The following is a 21,163-nucleotide window of genomic DNA, read 5'->3' as shown; positions in this document are numbered from 1 at the left end:
TAAGTTGGCAAAAAAGCGCGTCAGATGTTAAAATCCTCTGTTAATGAGCACATGGGCAGTTATTAAAACTGGCGGAAAACAATATAAAGTCGAAGAAGGCCAAACGTTAGCAGTCGAAAAGCTCGAAGGCGAAAAAGACGGCAAAGTCAGCTTCGGCGAAGTTTTAATGGTCGGTGGAGACAAAATCCTGGTAGGATTACCAGCTGTAGCAAAAGCCTCCGTTCAAGGCAAAATCATAGAAACCTTCAAGGATAAAAAGATAAGGGTCGTTAAATTTAAATCTAAGTCCAGATACACGAGAACTTCAGGTCACAGACACTTAAAAACAAAGGTTTTGATCGAAAAAATCTCCGCTTAACATATCAAAAGGTGTCACAAGTATGTCATTGACAGAGCGTGAAAATGACGGTAGAATCATACCGAATTACTCTAATTACTCTAATTACTCTAAAAAAATTAAAAATTGGGAATTAGAGAATTATTTAGAAATTAAAAATTCTCCGTAGGAGACTAAAATGGCTCATAAAAAAGGTGGCGGCGCGACCGCTAAAAACAGGGATTCGGCAGGTAAAAGACTGGGTGTAAAGGTTTACGCCGGTCAAAAAGTTATTCCTGGCAACATCATAATCAGACAAAGAGGCACGGTGTTTTATTCAGGCGAAGGAACAATGATCGGCCGAGATCACACAATCTTCGCAATTACCCAAGGCACAGTCCAATTTAAGCAAAAGCTAGGCCGAAAGTACGTTTTCGTCTCGCAGTCTTAAAAAGTCTGCAAAACCATGGAAGAAGTCCAAATTTTCGAGATCGACATCGATATGCTTCAGCCCAACCCTCTCCAACCGCGTGGGCTAATTACAACCGACTCACTTGTAGAACTTGTAGATTCAATCCGTGAAAACGGAGTTCTCGAACCACTCGTCGTCGCCAAAACCCCTGCCGGTTATCAAATAATTGCTGGCGAAAGAAGGTGGCGAGCAAGTAAAATTGCCGGTCTTTCTAAAGTCCCTGTAATTATTAAAGAAACAACTCCTCAGGGAATGCTCGAGATGGCCATCATCGAGAACGTCCAGAGAGTCGACCTCAATCCACTCGAGCGGGCACAAGCATTCAGAAGACTGATGGATGAATTTAACCTTTCGACAGGCGAAATCGCAGTCAAAGTTGGAAAAAGTGCGCCTTACGTTTCCAACAGCTTACGACTTTTGACCCTCCCCGATGCGCTCAAAGATGCCCTTGCTTCTGGCGCGACGACCGAAGGCCACGCCCGCGCGCTTTCTTCTCTCGAAGACCCTCATCTAATTGTCGAAGCGTATAAAATGGTATTGTCGCAGAATCTTTCCGTAAGAGGCGCGGAGGAACTTGCCCGAAAATTGAAAGCGCGCGAAAATATTGCCCCAAAACAACAAAAGCCGGCTCTCCGACTCCAAAACGAAGAGCTAGATAAATATCAAGCGGATCTAACGCAAAAACTTTCTAACGGTGACGTGAAAGCGGCCGTCAAAATTAGCCAATCCAGGGTGGAAAGTAAGATGCTAATAGTCATCAAAGGCAACGTAGAAAAAACTTCGGAAGTAATAAAAAGAATCAGGGATTTAGTAGTTAACTCTTGAAATTGTTCTAAAACCCCCATCGCCGGTAGGCGGCCAATAAACGACCCAAACTCTTCCCCTAATACTTTCCTTATCAATTAAACCAAAGCTCCTTGAATCCGAAGAAGAATTGCGATTGTCTCCCAGAACGAAATATTGATTGTCAGAAAGTTGAACCGTGTCATTCCCTTGTGTAAGCTGGGTTTCGTAAGGCTCCTTCAGCTCCGACCCATTAATTAGCACCTTCCCATCCTGGATAGAAACAGTATCATCAGGAAGACCGACGATCCTCTTAATAAAGTCAACCTTTCTTCCAACGGGCGCCCTGAAAACGATAACGTCTCCCCGGTGAGGGTCACCAAATCTATAACTGATTTTTTCCGTTAACAGCAACTCGCCGTCATGGTAATTTGGGAGCATCGAATCGCCTTTAACTCTGTGGGGTTGGACGAGGAAGTTGTAGACGAAAAAAAGAACTACTAGGGTGATGGCAACTGTCTGGACTGCCTCTTTAACGAATAATTTAAACCCCTCCTGATAACTCATGCTAAATATTTTATGTTAATATTCATCGTGCCATCAAGGGGCAACTAGCTCAGTTGGTTAGAGCGCTACAATCACACTGTAGAGGCCAGAGGTTCGAATCCTCTGTTGCCCACTTCGTCAAAAATAAATGAATATCGTAAAACTCCTTCTTATATTGTCCCTTGCGTCTATCATTCCCGGTCAGCTAATCAGGATCCCCATCTCTGAAGGTGCGGCGTACATAACGCTTTCCGACATTTTTATTTTTGTTACAGTTATAGTCTTTCTCGTTCACACGTTTCTTATTAGAAAATCTTTAAAGCTCAACCCAAGAGTATTTCTACCAGTTCTAATCTTTAGTCTGGTCGCGCTCGCTTCAACAACTCTTGCCAAAGTAAACCTTTCCCAAAAGGAAGTTCTGATCTCGCTGCTCTTTTTAGCGAGATTTATTCTCTACTTTTTCATTTTCATAGTTACCTCAAATACAATCGCCAAAAACAAAATTACAAGCTGGCTGAACATTTATTTAATCGTCGGCCTCATCTTTATACTTGCGGGTTTTCTACAAATAATTTTTCTGCCAGACTTCACACCGCTTGTGCCCTTCGGATGGGATCCTCACCAAAGAAGGCTGGCATCTACTTTTTTGGATCCGAATTTCGCGGGAGGCTTAATAGCCTTACTTTTCTTTACGGCAACTGTGATGTATCTCGAAAGAGCCGAAAAGCTTTATTTTCTTATGTCTCTCGTCTCTTTTGTGGCCTTAGTGCTAACTTTTTCGAGGAGCTCGTATCTAGCGCTTTTGGCAGGGCTCTTAGTTATTGGCCTTCTAAAATCCAGAAATGCCCTCTTAATATTTTTAATCGCGTTTAGCATTTCTTTCTTCGCGCTTAGTCCGGTCAGAGCCAGAATACTGGGCGCGTTTACCTTAGACGAAACATCAGAAGCTAGAATCGAAAGTTGGAAAAACGCTGTCACAATTTTCAAGGACAACCCAATTTTTGGCGTCGGCTTCAACTCTTATCGCTTCGCTCAAGCAAGGTACAACCTCTTTCCACACGATAACCCTCTTGGTGGCCACTCGGGTGCCGGGAGCGACTCCAGCATCCTCCTAGTTGCTGCAACGACAGGGATAATAGGCTTGGTACCTTTTATTTGTCTATTTTTTTCAATGTTTGTGGAGTTTACCAAAAGCAAAAAAGCTATTGGGTTAATTGGAACCGCCGCTCTTGCTAGTCTTGTTATTCATTCCCAATTCGTAAATTCACTGTTTTTCCCGCAGCTGATGCTTTCCTATTGGTTTATTCTTGGTTTAGCAACCACGTATGATAACTAAAGTTTTCCTCTTCTGGCGACTCGGACTCTTGTTTAGCACAATCTTGGGAAGCCTGGTATTCCCACTCGCGGCAAACGGCGCGATTGGCGCAATCGCACCCGGAAAAGAATTTAGCTACTGGTATTCGCTTGCGCAATGGGACGGAGGATATTTCTATACAATCGCCAGAGACGGATACTTTGCCAATAACGGTGCGTTCTTCCCGCTTTTTCCGCTACTGACCAAGATTCTCTCTGTTTTACTTTTCAACAACATATTACTTGCGGGTCTTTTAATTTCAAACGTCGCGTTTCTGCTTTTTCTATATGCAACCCGCGATCTTGCGCGCCTAACTTTCGGCAAAAAAGCAGCGTGGCCAACGGTTATCACATACCTAACATTTCCAACCACTTATTTTGCAGTCAGCTTTTATTCGGAATCAATCTTTCTCCTTTTTGTCGCCTTAACTTTCTTATTTCTTAAAAAGAATAATCTTTTCAAAGCGTCAATTGCAGCAGGTCTGGCAACCGCAACAAGGTTCGTTGGAGTTTTTCTTACGATTCCCATTTTATTTGCTGTTGCTGCAAGTATCCGAAAGAATCCCACCAGGAACTGGTACCAAATTTTTTATCTACCTTTATCTGTTCTTGGTCTTACACTTTACGCGCTTTACCTAAAGTTAAAGTTTGGCGACCCATTGTTTTTCGCAAATGCACAATCGATATGGTGGCATCGGACTTTCCAAAACCCAATTTCAACTATTTATTCGTATCTCTCAAGCAACCCATTCGATAGGCCATTTAACGATCATTTAGACGTTACCTTAACAATCGCGTTTATTTTGATAATAATTGCAGGGATTAAGAAAATTCCTTTTTCATGGGCGCTCTACGCGCTTTTTACCATCCTGATCCCGGCGTCAACCGGAACCTTAACAAGCATGCCAAGATATTTACTCGCGGCCCTGCCAGCGTTTTTATTAATAGGGAACTATCTTACAACTAGAAAAAAGTTAGCAATTTTTGTGTGGGGAATTTCTCTTTGCTTGCAACTTGCCCTTGCAATTATGTTTATTAACGGACACTGGACAGCGTAATTAAATTGTTACATTGTTACGATTGTTAAATTGCTAAATTGAGTTTCAACATAACAACATATCAATCTAGCAACATAGCGATTTAGAGTTTACTTATTAAAGTTAATTTTCCGCTGTTCGACTTTTGTGTTACCGGCAATATCTTGAGCTTTTATTTCGATTACAGTTTCACCCTCAGCAACCGGAACTAAAACGTCAAAACTGCCATCAATGTTTACGCTTGCCAAAAAATTATTCGCGTAGACCTGCGCATCGCGATCTGTTTTCCCGGAAACCGTAATTCTATTGTTGCCAGAAAATGATTGACCATCTTGGGGAGTTTCCACCGTCAACATTGGCTCTTTGTCGTCAAATACAACAATCTTTTCTTGCGAAAAATCACTTTCTTTGCCATCTGCAGCTTTAGATTTCACTCTTATTTTATTTTCTCCACTTGTAAGTTCTACCTCATCAAACGCAAATCGACTGTCCTGAATTTTTGTCTCATCACTTTCACGCTCGTCGATAAAAATCTTTACGACTTCACCTTCGCCTGAAAATCCAGTGACTTTTATTCTCGCCGTATTTGTTGCTTCTGGTAATTCGTCTAAAAATGGGGGGCGAATAGTAGCATCTTCTGAAACAGAAGTTTGGCCTTTAAAAACAAGACCGAGTAAATCCGCAAACCTGCCGAGTAGGGGAATGCCAAGGGTGAAGAGAAAAATAGCAATGACTAAGCTAATAACAGAAAAAAAGACAACTCTTTTAATAGTCTCTTTCTCTTCTCTTCGCGCTAGTCTTTGAATTCTTAAACCTCTTCTTGCCATTTATATTTGATGGAGCCGGAGGTGAGAATCGAACTCACGACCCACTGTTTACGAAACAGTTGCTCTACCACTGAGCCACTCCGGCAGATTTGAGCCAGCTCAATTGTATCTCCTGCGAGAGCACGATTCAAACATGGTGAGCGGGTGGGGGAAATATCTTCATTCTCGTTCCACTCGGAGCGATATTTTTTGCTTCGCAAAAAAGTGAACCCCTCACAACTTGAGCGGGATACGAGAATCGGACTCGCGTCTCCACCTTGGGAAGGTGGCATACTGCCATTGTACTAATCCCGCAGTTAAGCGGCATATTAAGCCAGTATCGATTTTACTAGATTTTATCTAGGTATACTAATCGTAGATCCAGCAAAAACTAGAGGATTTCCGTTCGGAAGTCTTCCTAACCCGTTAGCTCTTGATATTTCTGTCCACCTTGAACCGTCTTTGTAGACTTCTTCGGCTATCTTAAACAGAGTATCGCCTTCTTTTACTTGATATGAAGTAGCTACATCTGGCGCTCCAAATTTTCCTTGCTCAAGATCCACTTTATCCGGAATATCCAGGGTTATACCAGCGGACAAAACGTTAGGATTCGCAATATTATTTACTTGTGCCAGTTGTGGCCAGAAGTCTTGGGAACCGTAAATTGTTTCGGAAATTTTAGCCAGAGATTCTCCCTCTGTAACCGTATGTTTTTTCGCATCGCTCTCAGCTCCCTCTGGTGTCGTTAGTTCTGTATTTTCCCCGCTACCAATCTGACTCATTCTGGTTCTATTAAAAAAGTTAAAAACCAAGAGTCCAAGAATAACTAAAATAATCGCACCAAGAATTAAGCTGGGATAAGATTCTCTGTAATCTATTGGCCAAAAGCCAGCAATAACTGAAGTATTTTTCTTTCTAGGCAACTTTACCTCCTTTCCAGGCAGGAGACTATGTGTCGTAGATTTTTTCTAAATTACCACAAAGGGAACTGTAATGCTAGGGGGATTTTAGGGCAAAACCAAACTTCTACAAGTTCGTGCTTCTTAGTAAATGCTCTACCTGAGCCTGACTTAAGATATTTTTCAAACTTAAATGAAATATGTTTGTTTCGAAATGCAAAATAAGCAACCAAACGAACAGGCAATGAACCTTTTGTCGACGACACTTGTCCCTTACTGTGTTTTAACAGCCTACCTTTTAAATTACTTGTGGAGCCGATGTACGTTTTTTTATTGGATAGCTGAAGAAAATAGACGTAATATATTGAATGTCCGCTTTCGCCCTTACTTTGGGCGGGTTTACCCGCCGAAGTCGAGCTTCAGCGAGACAAAGGCGGGACCGAGGGGACTCGAACCCCCGACCTCTTCCGTGACAGGGAAGCGCTCTAACCAAGCTGAGCTACGGTCCCACAAACGCCTTGCGTTAGGCGTAGTTTAGCATATAATGGGCTCGATATGAAGTATTTTTCTAATAAGGAAATAGAACAGCTCCTAAGAACCATTTCCGCGGCCTACGCGGCGACAGGCGGCAATAGTTTCAAAGTTATCGCTTACGAAAACGCGGCAAACAGCGTTGAGCACGCAACAAGCGAATTAAAAGACCTTTGGGACGACGGCAAACTCGACACGGTTCCCGGTTTAGGTAAATCTATTCAAGCTCATTTAGACGAATTATTCCGAACTGGAAAGGTAAAACACTTCGAAGAGCTTAAAAAAAGTCTGCCCAAAGGCATGTTTCCCCTTTTGGGCCTTGTTGGACTTGGTCCTAAAAACGCTTATAAGCTTGCCAAAGAGTTAAAAATCAAAACCATTAAAGACCTGGAAGACGCAGCCAAAGCAGGAAGAATAAGAGAGCTTCCAGGGTTTGGTGAAAAAAGTGAAAAAGATATTCTGGTATCAATTAGTGAATCAAAAACAAAAACAACGGACAGATATCCACTTCCGACTGCTTTCAATCAAGCGGAAAGAATTCTTCAGCACCTGCGCTCACTTAAAGAAGTCGAAAGGGCAGAACCTCTCGGATCCCTCCGCCGCATGGTTGCGACCGTCGGTGACGTCGATATTGCTGTGGCTTCCGAAAAGCCGGAGCAAGTAATAGAACACTTCAAAAAATTCCGCGAAATTTCAAGAATCTTAAACGCGGGTCCCAGAAAATCTTCCGCGCTTCTTTATAACGGACTTCGTATCGACCTCATGGTTCAGCCAACGAAGGCCTTCGGCGCGCTCCTGCAGCATTTTACAGGATCCAAAAACCACAACATCCACCTGCGTGAACTCGCGCAGAAAAAAGACATCAAGGTTTCCGACCTCGGAATAGAAAAAGGTGGAAAACTCCACGAATTTGAAACAGAGGAAGAATTTTATAAATTCCTTGGTATGGATTACATCGAGCCCGAAATAAGAGAAGACACAGGTGAAATTGAAGCCGCCATTGCAAAGAAACTTCCAGACCTCGTTTCCCTCAAAGACATAAAGGGGGACATTCACCTCCACTCGAGTTACAACATCGAACCAAGCCACGACCTTGGCAAAAACTCGATGGAAGAAATAATTAAAAAAGCAAAAAGCCTTAAATACGAATACATCGGCCTATCCGATCATTCACCCGGCGTCTCTACCCATTCAAAAGCTAAGATAGTAGACCTCATTAAGAAGAGAAAAGACAAAATAGAACAATTAAAGTCCTCGAACAAAAATATTGGACTGTTAAATTTACTCGAAATAGATATTCTTACCAATGGAGAACTTTCGGTTCCCGTTGAAGGGCTTAAGCTCCTCGATGGCTCCATTGCAGGTATTCACTCGAGCCACAGCCAGGACAAAAAGACAATCACAGAAAGGCTCCTCGTCGCGTGTCGATCTCCCTATGTACAGCTCATTTCGCACCCCACAGGAAGGCTCTTACTGCAAAGAGAGTCCTACGATGTTGATTGGCCAAAAGTATTTGAAGAATGTCAAAAAACAGGAACCATGCTAGAAATTAATGCCTGGCCAAGCAGGCTCGATCTTCCGGATACGCTTGTCAGAGAAGCGCTAAGTTACGGGATTAAATTCATAATCAACACAGACGCACACGCAGTTGGTCAAATGGATAACATGCACTTTGGAGTTTCTGTCGCAAGACGCGGGTGGGCAACTAAAAAAGATATAACCAATACACGGCCTTGGGTTGAGTTCAAGAAGCTCTTTACCCCGTTTAAAAAATAGCCATACAATAGCTGAACAACTCGCTCTAACCAGTTCTAGACTTTTTAACGGGGTTTAGCATATAATTTTGTGAAATGTCACCCGTTTTAATAGGAGCAGCTAGCGTACTAATTGTAATTGCAGTTTTTATCTGGTTTCTCTATAACAGTCTTGTGACTGCGAGGGTCAGAATCCGAGAAGCCTGGTCTCAAATCGAAGTCCAGCTAAAAAGAAGGTCCTCGCTTATACCTAATTTAATCGAAACAGTTAAAGGTTACGCCAAACACGAAAAATCGGTTTTCGAAAACGTCACCAAAGCAAGGTCCGCACTGCTTGGAGCTAAAAACCCACACCAGGCAGCGGAAGCAAACAACATGTTGGCAGGCGCTCTAAAAACGCTTTTTGCCGTTGCGGAAGCTTACCCAAACCTCAAAGCCTCAGAAAATTTCAAAGAGTTGCAACAAGAACTTTCGGATACAGAAACAAAAATCGCATCCGCAAGACAGTTTTACAACGCAAACGTTCTGGATTACAACACCAAAATAAAGGTATTTCCAAACGTGCTTCTTGCAGGGATGTTTGGTTTTAGTGAAGAAGAATTTTTTGAAGCCGAACCCAATGCGAAGAAAGACATCGAAGTAAAATTCTAAATTTAACAAAATGGCAGCCAAAATCTTTGCAGGCAGTGCCAGCCCCAACCTCGCAAAATTAATTTCTCAAAAATCAAAAATTCCCCTTGGAAAAATAGAAGTCGGTCATTTTTCTGATACCGAATCTGACGTCTGGATCCAGGAAGACGTTAACAACGCAAACGTTTTTATCGTTCAATCAACGAGCGCTCCTACTAACGATCACATTATAGAACTCGCGCTGATAGCAGACGCACTCAAGCGTTCAGGTGCTAATAAAATAACAGCTGTCATTCCTTATTACGGGTATGCCAGAAAAGAAAAACAGTCAAGAGAAGGAGAACCAATTTCCGCAAAAGTTGTAGCCAACATATTAACTACAAGTGGCATAACAAAAGTCATTACCGTCGATCTGCATGCAGACCCAATAGTCGGCTTTTTCGACGTTCCTGTTGTTCATCTGAGTGCAAAAGAGGTACTAGCCGCAGCTGTCAAAGGTGAAAGACTAACAAGTCCTGTGGTCGTTGCCCCAGATGTTGGCGGCGTCAGACGTGCCAGAAATTTCGCGTCGCTCTTGGAAGCGCCCCTTGTCGTTATTGAGAAAAAAAGAAATATTCACGAAAGGGAAACACTCGAAGTTTTATCGATTTCCGGAGAATCGCTAGGTGAAACAGCAATAATTTTGGATGACATCATTTCAACTGGCACCACAATTATAAAAGCCGCCGAAGCACTAAAAGCAAAAGGCGTTAAAAGAGTTTTAGTTTGCGCAACCCATGGTGTCCTTGCTGGGGACGCTGTCAAGAACCTAGAAAACAGCACGATAGATAAAGTAATAGTTACCGATACGATCACAACTGGTATAAAATCTAAAAAGATCGAAATCGCGTCAACTGCCCCACTGCTTGCGAACTGCCTTAGAGAAGAAATCTAGTGAATTTTCAACAGAAGTTAGACCGGGCAGTTCAAGCAAACAACAGCCTACTTTGCGTAGGTCTCGACCCCGACCCTTTAAAATTCAAAGAAAAAATTTCTCTGTTTGCTTTCAACAAAAAAATCATCGACACAACCGCAGATCTTGTCTGCTGCTACAAACCACAGTTTGCCTTTTACAGCGCTCAGGGAATTCAGGGAATACAAGATTTACAAAAAACAATACAGTACATTAAAAGGAGACATCCACACCTTCCAATAATTTTAGACGCCAAAAGAGGCGACATCGGATCAACTTCTGAAATGTACGCCAAAGAAGTATTCGACTTTTTAAAAGTTGATGCGGTTACAGTCAATCCTTATCTGGGCGAAGATTCTCTGACGCCATTTTTACAAAGAAGAGACAAGGGAATAATAGTGCTAGCAAGAACATCTAACCCTGGAGCAGGAGATTTTCAAGATTTAAAAGTTGGAAATGACCCACTTTATATAAAAGTCGCCAAAAAAGTTACCAGCTGGGACAAGAAATATCACAATCTTTTAATGGTCGTCGGCGCCACTTGGCCAGCCCAACTTAAAGAAATTAGAAAGGTCGCGCCGAAAATGACATTCTTGGTTCCTGGCATGGGAACACAGGGCGGAGACTTAAAAAAGGCGCTCCAAAATGGGTTAACAAAAGACAAAAAGGGCTTGATAATCAACTCCAGCTCCGGCATAATCTACGCAAACGATCCTCGAATCTCTGCCCAAACCTTAAGAGATGAAATCAACAACTACAGACTCTGAAAAAGTAGCCGCTATTCTTTTCAACCTTGGAGCCATCTTCATTCGTCCTTCGCGCCCTTTCAAATACACCAACGGAATTCTCAGCCCAGTTTATACCGACAATCGCCTATTAATGTCAAACCCACCAGAATGGAGAAAGGTCATCGACCTCATGACTCGGAAAGTTAAAGGAATGGGTAAGATTGACGTCATTGCAGGGGCGGCAACTGCGGGTATTCCTCACGCTGCCATTATCGCTCAAAAAATAAATCTTCCTATGGTTTATGTTCGCCCTCAGCCGAAAGAACACGGTAAAGGAAATCAGATCGAGGGTGTTATTAAAAAAGGTCAAAAAGTCTTAGTCATAGAAGATTTAGTTTCAACTGGCGGCTCGTCGATTAGAGTTATAAAGGCCTTAAGAAAGGCAGGAGCCAAAGTAGTCGGCGAGGTTGCAATTTTTACTTATGGAATGAAAGAAGCAGAAACCAACTTCAAACGGGCGAAAGTAAAACTTGTTTCTCTTTCGAACTTCAAAGCGGCAACAAAAATCGCGGCAGAAAATGGATTGTTAAAACAAAACCAAATCTCGATTGTTCTGGATTGGGCGAAAGACCCCAAAGGTTGGGGAAAGAAAATGGGCTTCGAATGAAAGCAGATATCACAACAAAAATCGCGGGCGTAAAACTTGAAACTTGCATCTTTAACGCCTCCGGCCCCGCAGACGAAACGTTACCCGATTTAGAGATCATCGCTCAGTCAAAATCCTCCGCAATCACCATGAAATCCTGCACAATAGAACCTCGAGAAGGAAACCCGCTGCCTAGGTATGCAGACCTTGCTTACGGATCCATCAACTCGATGGGTCTGCCGAATATGGGATACAAGGAATACGTCCGCTACGCCAAAATTCTCAAGAAAAAATACAAAAAACCGACTATCGCCAGCATTTGCGGGATGACTCTGGATGACGACCTTATCATGTTCCGGGCATTTAACAACTCTGACGTCGACATTGTCGAATTTAATCCTGGTTCTCCAAACACAATCGGCAAACCGATCGTTGGCTATGATGTCGAAGAAATGGCTAGACTTTTGGATGCCGTATCCCAAGTTTCCAAAAAGCCATTTGGCATTAAACTTCCGCCCTATTTTGATTTGGTCCACTTTGACCAAATTGCGGAAGTTGCCAAAAAATACCCGGTGAAATTTGTGACTTGTATCAACTCGATAGGCAACGGCCTCGTGATTAATCCTTACACCGAAAAACCAATAATAAAACCCAAAGGCGGGCTCGGTGGAATCGGTGGCGGCTACATAAAATATACGACACTTGCCAACGTCCGCAGATTCTACGAACTGTTCGAAGATAAAATCCAAGTAATTGGGGTTGGAGGAGTGTATAGTGGAATAGACGCTTTTGAATTAATACTCGCAGGTGCTTCCGGTGTCCAAATAGGCTCCGCGTATTTACAAAAAGGTCCGAGTATATTTGAAAAAGTTCAAAATGAGCTAAAAGATTTTATGGAGATTAAAGGCTACAAAAAACTTTCCGACTTCCGCGGCAAACTCAAATCTCTATGAGGTTCGAACGAGAGCCATCAGCAACACGTCTAAATATCCCAGAAATTTTAATGCCTGAATCAGAAACTAGCTTCAGGGTGGCAGTAGCAAGAAATCAATCAGAACTAGAAGGGATACACACACAACTAAATGCGGAAGGTAGAACCGACATTGCCCAAATTTACGTTAATGGCAAAGCAGTGGTTGTCACAACCACTGGCATGAAACTTTATTCGATGCGAGAGCCACACAAAACAGGTTCCCCGTCGGACGCTTTGTACCTAGCAAGAGGGAGCGAAAAAAACCTGGAGATTTTAGTGCAATATTTGCCACCGTATCAAAGAACCTCCCATCACCGCCATCCTAATGCAGGAGAGCTCTACCAAGAACTCGATGGAAATTTGTTTATGCTTCGTAACCGATCCACAGTCCAGAGATTGACAGGAAGAGCGCTTATCACAAGGTATGAAACCCACATAGGTTTTACAACAGACGAACCCGCAATATCGCTAGTAGTTCTAATGGGCGGTGATTCGACACATACCCACGTCGAAAGACCGCATCATCAAACACTCATCAAAAAAGCCCAACTTCAAGGCGTAATTTGAGGTATATCAGCCATCGCTTTCTACTATCGTGTTATATAACAGGATAGCGAGGTGATTCTGATATATCAGCAGTCGCTTCGCGACTCTGATGTAACTTTTATGTTTGCTCTTATTTAATAGAAAAGTGGAGACATAAAAGTTATAATTAGGCACTATGACGGCCTATACACACATCGGTGCGAACAAGTTTAAAACATGGCTAATAATGTTCTTTTTCGCGACATTTGCAACGTCTGTCGTTTATATCTTTACCAGAGCTCTTGGCTACGATGGCCCGTCCGCCCTCGACTTCACCGGTATTGCCTTAATAATCACAGGCATCATGAACTTTATTTCCTATTACAACAGCGACAAAATCGTTATGGCGATTTCCAAAGCCAAAAGGATAGAGAAAAAAGATAAACCGGAATTATTTAGACTCGTCGAAAACTTGAGTATCGCCTCCGGACTTCCAATGCCTAAAGTTTACTTAATTAACGACAGCGCCCCGAACGCGTTTGCGACAGGAAGAGATCCAAAACACGCGGCAATCGCTTTCACGACCGGAATATTAGACAAACTCAGCAAACAAGAGCTCGAAGGTGTCGCCGCGCATGAACTTTCCCATGTCGGCAACTACGACACAAGGCTCATGACCATCGTCTCAATCCTCGCAGGGATGATAGCTCTACTGGCAGATTTCTTCTTAAGAATGTCCTTCCATGCAAGGGGAGACAGTGACGATAACGGCAAAGGTAACGCGATCTTTATGATCCTTGGAATTATCATGGCGCTCGTCGCGCCAATTATCGCAACGCTTATTCAGCTTTCAATTTCCCGCAAAAGAGAGTTTTTGGCAGACGCTTCCGGCGTTTTGTTAACCCGTAACCCGGACGCTCTAGCCGATGCCCTTCTTAAAATTTCTAGCGACAAAGAACCACTCGAGGTTGCCAATAAAGCGACAGCTCATCTTTACATCACGAACCCTCTAAAAAATCGCCACGACGCGATTGGTTGGTTTTCCGGCCTTTTCAATACTCATCCTCCAATTCCGGAGCGGGTCAAAGCGTTAAGGGGAATGCAATGAGGGGTAAATAGTTAATTGTTGATAGTAAATAGTTAATTGAATGAAAAAAAACAATCACCAATCACCAATCACCAATAGACAGAGCCCTGCGGTCCTCGCTAACGCTGCGGGCCTACAACAATCGATCGATATCGAACATGTCGCAAAGCTTGCCAACCTGAACTTAACTCCAGAAGAAAAAACTCTATTCGAAAAACAGCTCGGCGAAGTCGTCAATTACATCTCCAAACTCAACGAGGTAGATACAGACAAAGTGGAACCAATTTCTAATATCACAGGATTAGAAAACGTTGCAAGAGACGACGAAGCAGCCCCTTCTCTTTCACAAGGAGACGCGCTGAAAAACGCTAAAAAAACTCACAATGGATTTTTTGAAGTAAACGCAATTTTTGAAGAAGACCCAAATGATTGACACTAGCGCTTTAACAATTCAAGAAGCCTCAAAACTTTTAGCTACTAAAAAGTTTTCAGCAAAAGAGCTAACAGAAGCTTACCTTGCCAAAACAAAAGAACTTAATAGCAAACTCAATGCTTTCATCACAATAATAGAAGATGAACCCTTGGAACAAGCCAAAAAAGTCGATGAGTTGATTGCGGACAATCAGAAATTATCTCCACTAGCTGGAATTCCGATTGCGATAAAAGATCTTTTTTCGACAAAAGGTGTAAGAACAACAGCGGCATCTAAAGTGTTAGATGATTACATTCCGCCTTATGACGCGGCAGTTGTCACAAAACTCAAAACAGAAAATGCTATTGCAATAGGCAAAACAAACCTAGACGCTTGGGCTCATGGTTCGAGCGGGGAAAATTCAGATTATGGCCCGACACACAATCCTTACGATTTAGAAAGAGTCCCGGGCGGTTCTTCTTCGGGATCCGCTGCGTCTGTCGCTGCTGGCATGGTTCTTGCCGCAACGGGAACTGATACCGGAGGCTCAATCCGTCTTCCTGCATCTTTTTGCAATCTAGTCGGGCTTAAACCTACTTACGGTTTAGTCTCCCGCTATGGCGTCATTGCGATGGCATCTTCTCTTGATTCAATCGGCCATTTCACAAAAACCGTTTGGGATAATGCGCTTGTTTTAAACGCGACTGCAGGAACCGACGAGTTTGACGCGACAACGCAAGACAAAAGGGAAAAAGATTACACCAAAGATATAGAAGGCGGCGTCAAAGGGTTAAAGATTGGATTGCCCAAAGAGTATTTTGAAAAACTCGACTCAAAAATAAAAGACGTCATTACAAAAACAGCGAGGGTTCTTGAGAGCCAAGGAGCAGAAATTATCGACGTCTCCCTCCCACACACAGAACACGGAATTGCGGTCTATTACATAATCCAGCCATCCGAAGTCTCTTCGAACCTCGCAAGGTACGATGGGATTAGATTTGGAAACGACAGATCTCATTTTGCCCAAGAAGCCAAACGAAGAATAATTCTTGGCACATACACGCTTTCCAGCGGGTATTACGACGCCTATTATCTCAAGGCAATGAAAGTCCGAAGACTTATTCGCGAAGACTTCGTCAACGTCTTTAAAAATGTCGACGCATTAATTTGCCCTACGTCTCCAACAGTTCCGTTTAAACTCGGAGAAAAAACAGACGACCCTTTAACGATGTATTTATCGGACATTTTTACACCAACGATTAATTTAGCCGGCATTCCGAGCCTTAATGTTCCCGCCGGCTTCCTCGACGATCTTCCTGTAGGTATGCAGATTGTCGGCCCGGACTTTTCCGAAAAACTACTCTATCAAATTGGCCACGCATACGAGCAAGAAACAAAATGGTACGAAAAGACACCAAACATTTAATGATTAAAGAATCCGCAATAGAAACCTATAGAACAACACGAGAAGGGGCAAATCTACACCCAATCAGGAATCTCACCGGTATAGCCACAACTCAAATGCTAGGTGTATTAGGAGCATTACAGTTTTTTGAAGGAGAAGAAAAACGCGCTTTGGTCATCATGACAGGATACCTGCTGATAGGAATTGGCAGTCTTGTTGATTTTTACGTCGAGGGAAGAACTGTTGGGAGAAATCAATCTAGCAATACTAATGAATAACTACAAACCAGTAATTGGCCTTGAAGTTCACGTTGAACTTTATACAAAATCCAAAATGTTTTGCAGATGCAGCGCGGACTATTTTGGTAAGGACCCGAACACTCATATCTGCCCCGTATGTCTTGGCTTGCCGGGGGCGCTGCCGTATGCAAACAAGCAGGCGATAGAATGGTGTATAAAAGTAGGGCTTGCCTTAAATTGCAAAATTCCCACGTTTTCAAAATTTGATCGCAAGAACTACTTTTATCCAGATCTTCCCAAAGGTTACCAGATTAGCCAGTACGATCAGCCTTTTTGTATCGAAGGATCAATAAATCTGAAAAGCGGCAAAAAAATAAGAATCACCAGGGCGCACATGGAAGAAGATACCGGAAAGTTGACTCACGCAACCGTAGACGGAAAGAAAGCGTCTTTAATTGATTTCAACAGATCAGGAGTTCCATTGGTAGAAATAGTCACTGAACCTGATTTTGAAAGCGCCCAAGAAGTAGTTGAATATCTCAAAAAACTCCAGCAGACGATTAGATACCTGGGAGTTTCCAGTGCAGATATGGAAAAAGGGGATATGAGGCTTGAACCCAACATATCTTTAAGAAAACCCGGTGAAAAAACCTTACCCCATTACAAAGTAGAGGTTAAAAACATAAATTCGTTTAAATTTGTAGAAAAGGCGATCAACTTTGAAATAAAACGCCAAACCGAAATCCTAGACGCCGGCGACACGCCTGCCCAGGAAACTCGAGGGTGGGACGAAGTAAGGTCAAAAACCGTCTCCCAGAGAAGCAAAGAAGAGGCTCATGACTACAGATACTTTCCAGAACCGGATCTCCCGCCTCACAGGTTCACGAAAGAATACATAGCGGAGCTTAAATCGTCTCTTCCCGAATTGCCGGACGAAAAATTCGCGAGATTCGAAAAAGACTACCAGCTTTCATCTTACGAAGTCGAAATTCTAACCCGAGATTCAAACGTTGCCATATACTTTGATGAAGCGGCCAAAGTTGCAAAAGAACATGACCTCACGCCGAAACAAATTGCCAACGTTATTCTTAACAAAAAGCCAAATCTGGAAACTACGCTTCCAGCAGCTCTTGTAAAATCAATCGTCACAAGCGGTCAAAAAACAGCGATCAACGAAGGTGAGCTGGCAAAAATAATCGACAAGGTTATTTCCGAAAATCCAAAAGCAGCAAATGACTTTAAGAATGGAAAAGAGAACGCACTAATGTTTCTCCTAGGCCAAGTGATGCAAAAAGTTGGCAAAAACGCGGACACTCAACAGGTCAAAAATCTGCTTCTCTCCAAGCTGAAATAAAATACACACAGCATAAATACTGTGGTATTTTGATTCTCGCTCACGATCGAAATAAGCGCCAAACACGTGTATAATACACTCTAGAAATGGCTGATTTTGCACATCTTCACGTACACACAGAGTACTCACTCCTAGATGGTTTATCAAAGATCCAAAAGTTAGTTAACCAGGCAAAAGTAATGGGAATGAAGCACCTGGCAATGACAGACCACGGGTCGCTTTATGGCGCGATCAAGTTTTACCAGGCCGCCAAAGAAGAAGGAATCAATCCCATAATAGGCTGTGAAATGTATATGGCCAAAAGGTCACATACAGATAAAGAAGCAGGCACCGACAACGAAATTTTCCACCTAACAGTTCTTGCTAGGGATTATGAAGGTTACAGAAACCTCATGAAGCTAGTAACCATTTCCCATGTAGATGGATTTTATTACAGACCAAGAATCGACAAACCAACTCTTAAAAAACACGCAAAAGGACTAATTATTCTTTCCGGCTGCAACTCTTCGGAAGTCGCGAGGCTTTTGGTCGCGGGCGACATGGATGCAGCAAAGAAAAAAGCTCAGGAATACATAGATATTGTCGGCCGTGAAAATTTCTATCTAGAAATTCAAAGGCATTTGTACGACAAATTCATAACCTCACACTCTCCTGGTACTGAAATTTACGCAGAGCTCGAAAAAATGGATAGAGAAGAAAAGAAAATAATCGCCGGGTCCAAAATCCTTTCAAAGGAACTTGGCATTCCTCTCGTTGCGACCAACGACCTTCATTACGTGATGGCGACAGACGCCCAAGCCCAAGATGCAATCGTTTGTATTCAAACTGGCAAAAATATTACCGACACAAAAAGGCTTCGAATGGTAGATTCACCTACCTATTACCTCAAGAGCCCAAGCGAGATGGAAGAGCTCTTTAGTGATATCCCAGAAGCCGTTGAAAACACCATCAAAATTGCCGAAAGAGTCAACATCGAAATCCCTATTAACAAATTCGCCTTTCCTGCTTATGAAGTTCCGAAAGATACGACGGCAGACGAATACCTCAAAAAACTCTGCTATGAGCGAATTAAAACTCGTGTGCCTGAAGTCACCGCAGAAATGAAAGAAAGACTGGAATACGAACTTTCTGTCATCTCTAAGAAAGGATATTCGACTTACTTTTTAGTAGTTTCCGATTTTGTTAATTGGTCGCGTGAAGAGGGAATCATTTCAACAACACGAGGTTCCGCTTCCGGCAGTCTCGTCTCATTCGCGCTCGGGATCACAACGGTTAATCCTCTTTTCTTTAAACTTCCATTCGAAAGATTCTTAAACCTTTGGAGGCCATCGCTTCCCGATATCGACGTTGACTTTGCCGACAACAGACGTGACGACGTCATCGAGTACGTAAGGCAAAAATACGGGAGGGACAAAGTCGCGCAAATCGGTACTTTTGGAACAATGATGGCAAGGGCAGCAGTCAGAGACGTTGCTAGAGTTTTAGGTTGGCCCTACAGCAAAGCAGATAGAATCGCCAAATTAATTCCAATCGGCGCGCAAGGATTCCCAATGTCTCTCGAAAACGCCAAAAAAGTTAATAAAGAACTTGGTGAGCTCTATAATCAGGACCCCGAAGTAAAAGAACTCATAGACCTTGCGGAAAAGGTAGAAGGCAACGCAAGACACGTTTCTGTCCACGCGGCGGGAGTAGTCATTGGGCCAACAGAACTCACCGACCACACCCCTCTTCAAAAAGAAACTTCCGGTGAAAAAATAATTACTCAATTCGATATGCACGACGTCGAAACAGCGGGTCTTGTCAAAATGGATTTTTTGGGAATCCGAAATCTTTCTATTTTAGGTCAGGCAGTTGAAATTGTTCGTGAAACGCAAGGAATAGAAATTGATCTTACAAAAATTCCTTTTGACGACAAAAGAGCTTACGAACTAATGGCAAAAGGCGAAACCCAAGGTCTCTTCCAGCTCGGCGGTTCTGGAATGACCAGATACTTAAAAGAGCTGAAACCCACGAACATCTTCGATATTATGGCCATGATTTCTCTTTTCAGGCCGGGGCCAATGTATTCAATTCCAGAATTTATTGAAAGGAAGCACAATAAGGGTAAAATCTCCTATTACGACAAAAGAATGGAAGAGTACCTCAAAGAGTCCTACGGCGTCATCGTTTATCAAGACGACGTTTTGCTGACTGCGATAAACATAGCTGGCTATAGCTGGGAAGAAGCTGACAACTTCCGAAAAGCCATGGGTAAAAAGATTCCTTCCGAAATGGCCAAGCAAAAGGAAAAGTTCACAGAAGGCGCGATGAAAAACGGAATGTCCCAACAAAAAGCAGAAGGCCTGTTTAAGCTGATCGAGCCTTTTGCCGCTTACGGATTCAATAAGGCCCACGCGGCATCTTACGCAGTTATCGCTTATCAAACCGCATACATGAAGGCTAACTTCCCCGTTGAATTTATGACGGCTGTAATGACCGCAGAATCCGACGACCCTGACAAAATTGCGCTTGCCGTTAACGAATGCGCGAAGATGAAAATACCCGTTCTTCCTCCGGACGTAAATAGGTCACAAACTGGCTTTACGGTAGAAGATGACCATGGAAAGAAAAGTATCCGATTCGGCCTTTCTGCCATAAAAAACGTCGGAAGGGCAGCGGTTGAAGCAATTTTTGACGAAAGAAACGCAAATGGCGAATTTAAATCGCTTGATGATTTTGTAAAACGCGTAAACCTTAGAGTAGTTAATAGAAAAACCCTTGAAAGCTTAATTAAAGCAGGTGCTTTGGACGCGTTTGGAAGGCGCAATGCCATGCTTAAGATCATGGACGATATTAAAGCTTCTAATGTTTCCCTTTCGAAAACAGTCGCCGAAGGACAAGGATCACTTTTTGACGAGGCAGAACTCGAAAAACAAGCATCCAGCCCGGTTTCCTTCGAGAGCGCGCTCAATGAAATCGAAGAAGCACCCAAAGAAGAAATACTTTCTTGGGAAAGAGAACTTTTGGGTCTCTATTTAACCGAACACCCTCTAACAAAAGTAAGTGAAAAACTCGACCGTGTCTCAACCGCCAAAATTTCTGAACTCGAAACGGTTATCTCTTCCGGCAAACCAATAAAACTCGGTGGAATCATTTCCTCTGTCCGAAGAACTCTAACAAAAATCAGGAAAGAAGAAATGTGCTTTTTAAAGCTTCAAGACACAACTGGCACAATCGACGTCATCGTTTTTCCCAGAACCTATGAACAGGCAAGATCTTACATTCTACCCGACCAAATAGTAGTCGTTTCCGGAAAGCTAGAGATAGACGAACAATCTGCAACAATTATCGCGGAAAGCATCTCGCCCCTCGACCAGGTCGAAGAAAAGGCCAGCTTTTTGGAAGAAGAAGTTTTGGAAGTTTCGATCCCAAGAGACGCAGACAGAACGCTTCTTTCCCAAATTTACGAAGTTTTAAAAGCTAGCCCTGGCGATGTTCCAATTTTCCTGGTTCTTGGCTCAGACAACGGTTCCCCTAAAAGACTCTCTGTGCCATTCGGCGCAACCAAAAACATCACCCTTGAGCATGAACTAACGAGTTTAGGCTGCCACATACTAAACTAGCAAGACAAAAGACGGATTTAAGGTGGCATCCTTGCCTGCCCGCCGGAATCTTAATGACGTCGGGAGTCATTCGACTCTGAGGGATGAGCTTTCAAGCTCAGACTCGAAGAGGT

At 42.9% G+C, this 21,163-nt stretch carries 22 protein-coding genes and 4 tRNA genes; 19 read left to right on the top strand and 7 right to left on the bottom strand.

The window, feature by feature from the left end; all coding sequences use genetic code 11:
* Positions 1-43: 43 nt before the first annotated feature.
* The 3 genes from rplU (at position 44) to NUV69_05305 (ending at position 1,613) form a co-directional block, all read left to right on the top strand.
* Positions 44-358, top strand: coding sequence for a 50S ribosomal protein L21 (rplU, locus tag NUV69_05315; GenBank protein MCR4325074.1), 315 nt, complete (start codon positions 44-46; stop codon positions 356-358).
* A gap of 157 nt (positions 359-515) precedes the next feature.
* Positions 516-767, top strand: a complete 252-nt coding sequence (rpmA, locus tag NUV69_05310; GenBank protein MCR4325073.1) for a 50S ribosomal protein L27 — start codon at positions 516-518, stop codon at positions 765-767.
* Positions 768-782: 15 nt separating this feature from the next.
* Positions 783-1,613, top strand: a complete 831-nt coding sequence (locus NUV69_05305; GenBank protein MCR4325072.1) for a ParB/RepB/Spo0J family partition protein — start codon at positions 783-785, stop codon at positions 1,611-1,613.
* Here the strand turns inward: NUV69_05305 and lepB are convergent.
* A complete protein-coding gene (gene lepB / locus NUV69_05300) occupies positions 1,596-2,138 on the bottom strand; it encodes a signal peptidase I (protein MCR4325071.1) in 543 nt (180 codons plus the stop codon). The genes NUV69_05305 and lepB overlap by 18 nt on opposite strands.
* Positions 2,139-2,176: 38 nt before the next feature.
* On the opposite strand from lepB, the gene NUV69_05295 reads away from it, so the two are divergent.
* From NUV69_05295 to NUV69_05285, 3 genes are all read left to right on the top strand, one after another.
* Positions 2,177-2,250, top strand: a tRNA-Val gene (locus NUV69_05295).
* Between the two features lie 15 nt (positions 2,251-2,265).
* Positions 2,266-3,453 carry an O-antigen ligase family protein gene (locus NUV69_05290; protein ID MCR4325070.1) on the top strand — a complete coding sequence of 396 codons (1,188 nt, stop codon included), beginning with the start codon at positions 2,266-2,268 and terminating at the stop codon, positions 3,451-3,453.
* Positions 3,443-4,528: a hypothetical protein gene (locus NUV69_05285; GenBank protein ID MCR4325069.1), complete on the top strand. Its 1,086-nt coding sequence runs from the start codon at positions 3,443-3,445 to the stop codon at positions 4,526-4,528. Before NUV69_05290 ends, NUV69_05285 begins: the two co-directional genes overlap by 11 nt.
* Before the next feature lie 89 nt (positions 4,529-4,617).
* On the opposite strand, the gene NUV69_05280 is transcribed toward NUV69_05285, so the two are convergent.
* The 6 genes from NUV69_05280 to NUV69_05255 form a co-directional block, all read right to left on the bottom strand.
* Positions 4,618-5,334 (bottom strand): hypothetical protein, encoded by a 717-nt coding sequence (locus NUV69_05280; GenBank protein ID MCR4325068.1) that lies wholly within the window; start codon positions 5,332-5,334, stop codon positions 4,618-4,620.
* 10 nt (positions 5,335-5,344) lie between these two features.
* Positions 5,345-5,419, bottom strand: a tRNA-Thr gene (locus tag NUV69_05275).
* 138 nt (positions 5,420-5,557) lie between these two features.
* Positions 5,558-5,628: transfer RNA gene (locus NUV69_05270), tRNA-Gly, on the bottom strand.
* A gap of 41 nt (positions 5,629-5,669) precedes the next feature.
* The gene (locus NUV69_05265) at positions 5,670-6,236 is read right to left on the bottom strand and encodes a LysM peptidoglycan-binding domain-containing protein (GenBank protein MCR4325067.1); all 567 of its coding nucleotides are present in this window, start codon (positions 6,234-6,236) and stop codon (positions 5,670-5,672) included.
* 50 nt (positions 6,237-6,286) lie between these two features.
* The gene (locus NUV69_05260) at positions 6,287-6,577 is read right to left on the bottom strand and encodes a GIY-YIG nuclease family protein (GenBank protein MCR4325066.1); all 291 of its coding nucleotides are present in this window, start codon (positions 6,575-6,577) and stop codon (positions 6,287-6,289) included.
* A gap of 69 nt (positions 6,578-6,646) precedes the next feature.
* Positions 6,647-6,721 (bottom strand) — tRNA-Asp (locus NUV69_05255).
* 46 nt (positions 6,722-6,767) lie between these two features.
* On the opposite strand from NUV69_05255, the gene polX reads away from it, so the two are divergent.
* The 13 genes from polX (at position 6,768) to NUV69_05190 (ending at position 21,050) form a co-directional block, all read left to right on the top strand.
* A complete protein-coding gene (gene polX, locus NUV69_05250) occupies positions 6,768-8,519 on the top strand; it encodes a DNA polymerase/3'-5' exonuclease PolX (protein MCR4325065.1) in 1,752 nt (583 codons plus the stop codon).
* A gap of 74 nt (positions 8,520-8,593) precedes the next feature.
* On the top strand, positions 8,594-9,148 hold the full coding sequence (locus NUV69_05245) for a LemA family protein (GenBank protein MCR4325064.1): 555 nt from the start codon (positions 8,594-8,596) through the stop codon (positions 9,146-9,148).
* A 10-nt stretch (positions 9,149-9,158) separates the two neighbouring features.
* Positions 9,159-10,061, top strand: a complete 903-nt coding sequence (locus tag NUV69_05240) for a ribose-phosphate diphosphokinase (GenBank protein MCR4325063.1) — start codon at positions 9,159-9,161, stop codon at positions 10,059-10,061.
* Positions 10,061-10,846 carry an orotidine-5'-phosphate decarboxylase gene (gene pyrF / locus NUV69_05235; protein MCR4325062.1) on the top strand — a complete coding sequence of 262 codons (786 nt, stop codon included), beginning with the start codon at positions 10,061-10,063 and terminating at the stop codon, positions 10,844-10,846. The genes NUV69_05240 and pyrF overlap by 1 nt, the downstream gene beginning before the upstream one ends.
* Positions 10,821-11,474, top strand: a complete 654-nt coding sequence (gene pyrE / locus NUV69_05230) for an orotate phosphoribosyltransferase (protein MCR4325061.1) — start codon at positions 10,821-10,823, stop codon at positions 11,472-11,474. Before pyrF ends, pyrE begins: the two co-directional genes overlap by 26 nt.
* The gene (locus NUV69_05225) at positions 11,471-12,406 is read left to right on the top strand and encodes a dihydroorotate oxidase (protein ID MCR4325060.1); all 936 of its coding nucleotides are present in this window, start codon (positions 11,471-11,473) and stop codon (positions 12,404-12,406) included. The genes pyrE and NUV69_05225 overlap by 4 nt, the downstream gene beginning before the upstream one ends.
* Positions 12,403-12,993, top strand: coding sequence for a hypothetical protein (locus NUV69_05220; GenBank protein ID MCR4325059.1), 591 nt, complete (start codon positions 12,403-12,405; stop codon positions 12,991-12,993). Before NUV69_05225 ends, NUV69_05220 begins: the two co-directional genes overlap by 4 nt.
* A 154-nt stretch (positions 12,994-13,147) precedes the next feature.
* Entirely contained in the window at positions 13,148-14,059 is a 912-nt protein-coding gene (locus NUV69_05215; GenBank protein ID MCR4325058.1) for a M48 family metallopeptidase, read from the top strand.
* 40 nt (positions 14,060-14,099) lie between these two features.
* Positions 14,100-14,471 (top strand): Asp-tRNA(Asn)/Glu-tRNA(Gln) amidotransferase subunit GatC, encoded by a 372-nt coding sequence (gene gatC / locus NUV69_05210; GenBank protein MCR4325057.1) that lies wholly within the window; start codon positions 14,100-14,102, stop codon positions 14,469-14,471.
* Entirely contained in the window at positions 14,464-15,876 is a 1,413-nt protein-coding gene (gene gatA / locus NUV69_05205; protein ID MCR4325056.1) for an Asp-tRNA(Asn)/Glu-tRNA(Gln) amidotransferase subunit GatA, read from the top strand. The genes gatC and gatA overlap by 8 nt, the downstream gene beginning before the upstream one ends.
* On the top strand, positions 15,849-16,133 hold the full coding sequence (locus NUV69_05200) for a hypothetical protein (protein ID MCR4325055.1): 285 nt from the start codon (positions 15,849-15,851) through the stop codon (positions 16,131-16,133). The genes gatA and NUV69_05200 overlap by 28 nt, the downstream gene beginning before the upstream one ends.
* A complete protein-coding gene (gene gatB, locus NUV69_05195; GenBank protein MCR4325054.1) occupies positions 16,126-17,448 on the top strand; it encodes an Asp-tRNA(Asn)/Glu-tRNA(Gln) amidotransferase subunit GatB in 1,323 nt (440 codons plus the stop codon). Before NUV69_05200 ends, gatB begins: the two co-directional genes overlap by 8 nt.
* A gap of 86 nt (positions 17,449-17,534) precedes the next feature.
* Entirely contained in the window at positions 17,535-21,050 is a 3,516-nt protein-coding gene (locus NUV69_05190; protein MCR4325053.1) for a DNA polymerase III subunit alpha, read from the top strand.
* The last annotated feature ends 113 nt before the right edge of the window (positions 21,051-21,163 follow it).

Source organism: Candidatus Curtissbacteria bacterium (genome assembly GCA_024654445.1).
Classification (GTDB): domain Bacteria; phylum Patescibacteriota; class Microgenomatia; order Curtissbacterales; family GWA2-41-24; genus JANLHP01.
This window is presented reverse-complemented; position numbering and strand designations above follow the sequence as displayed.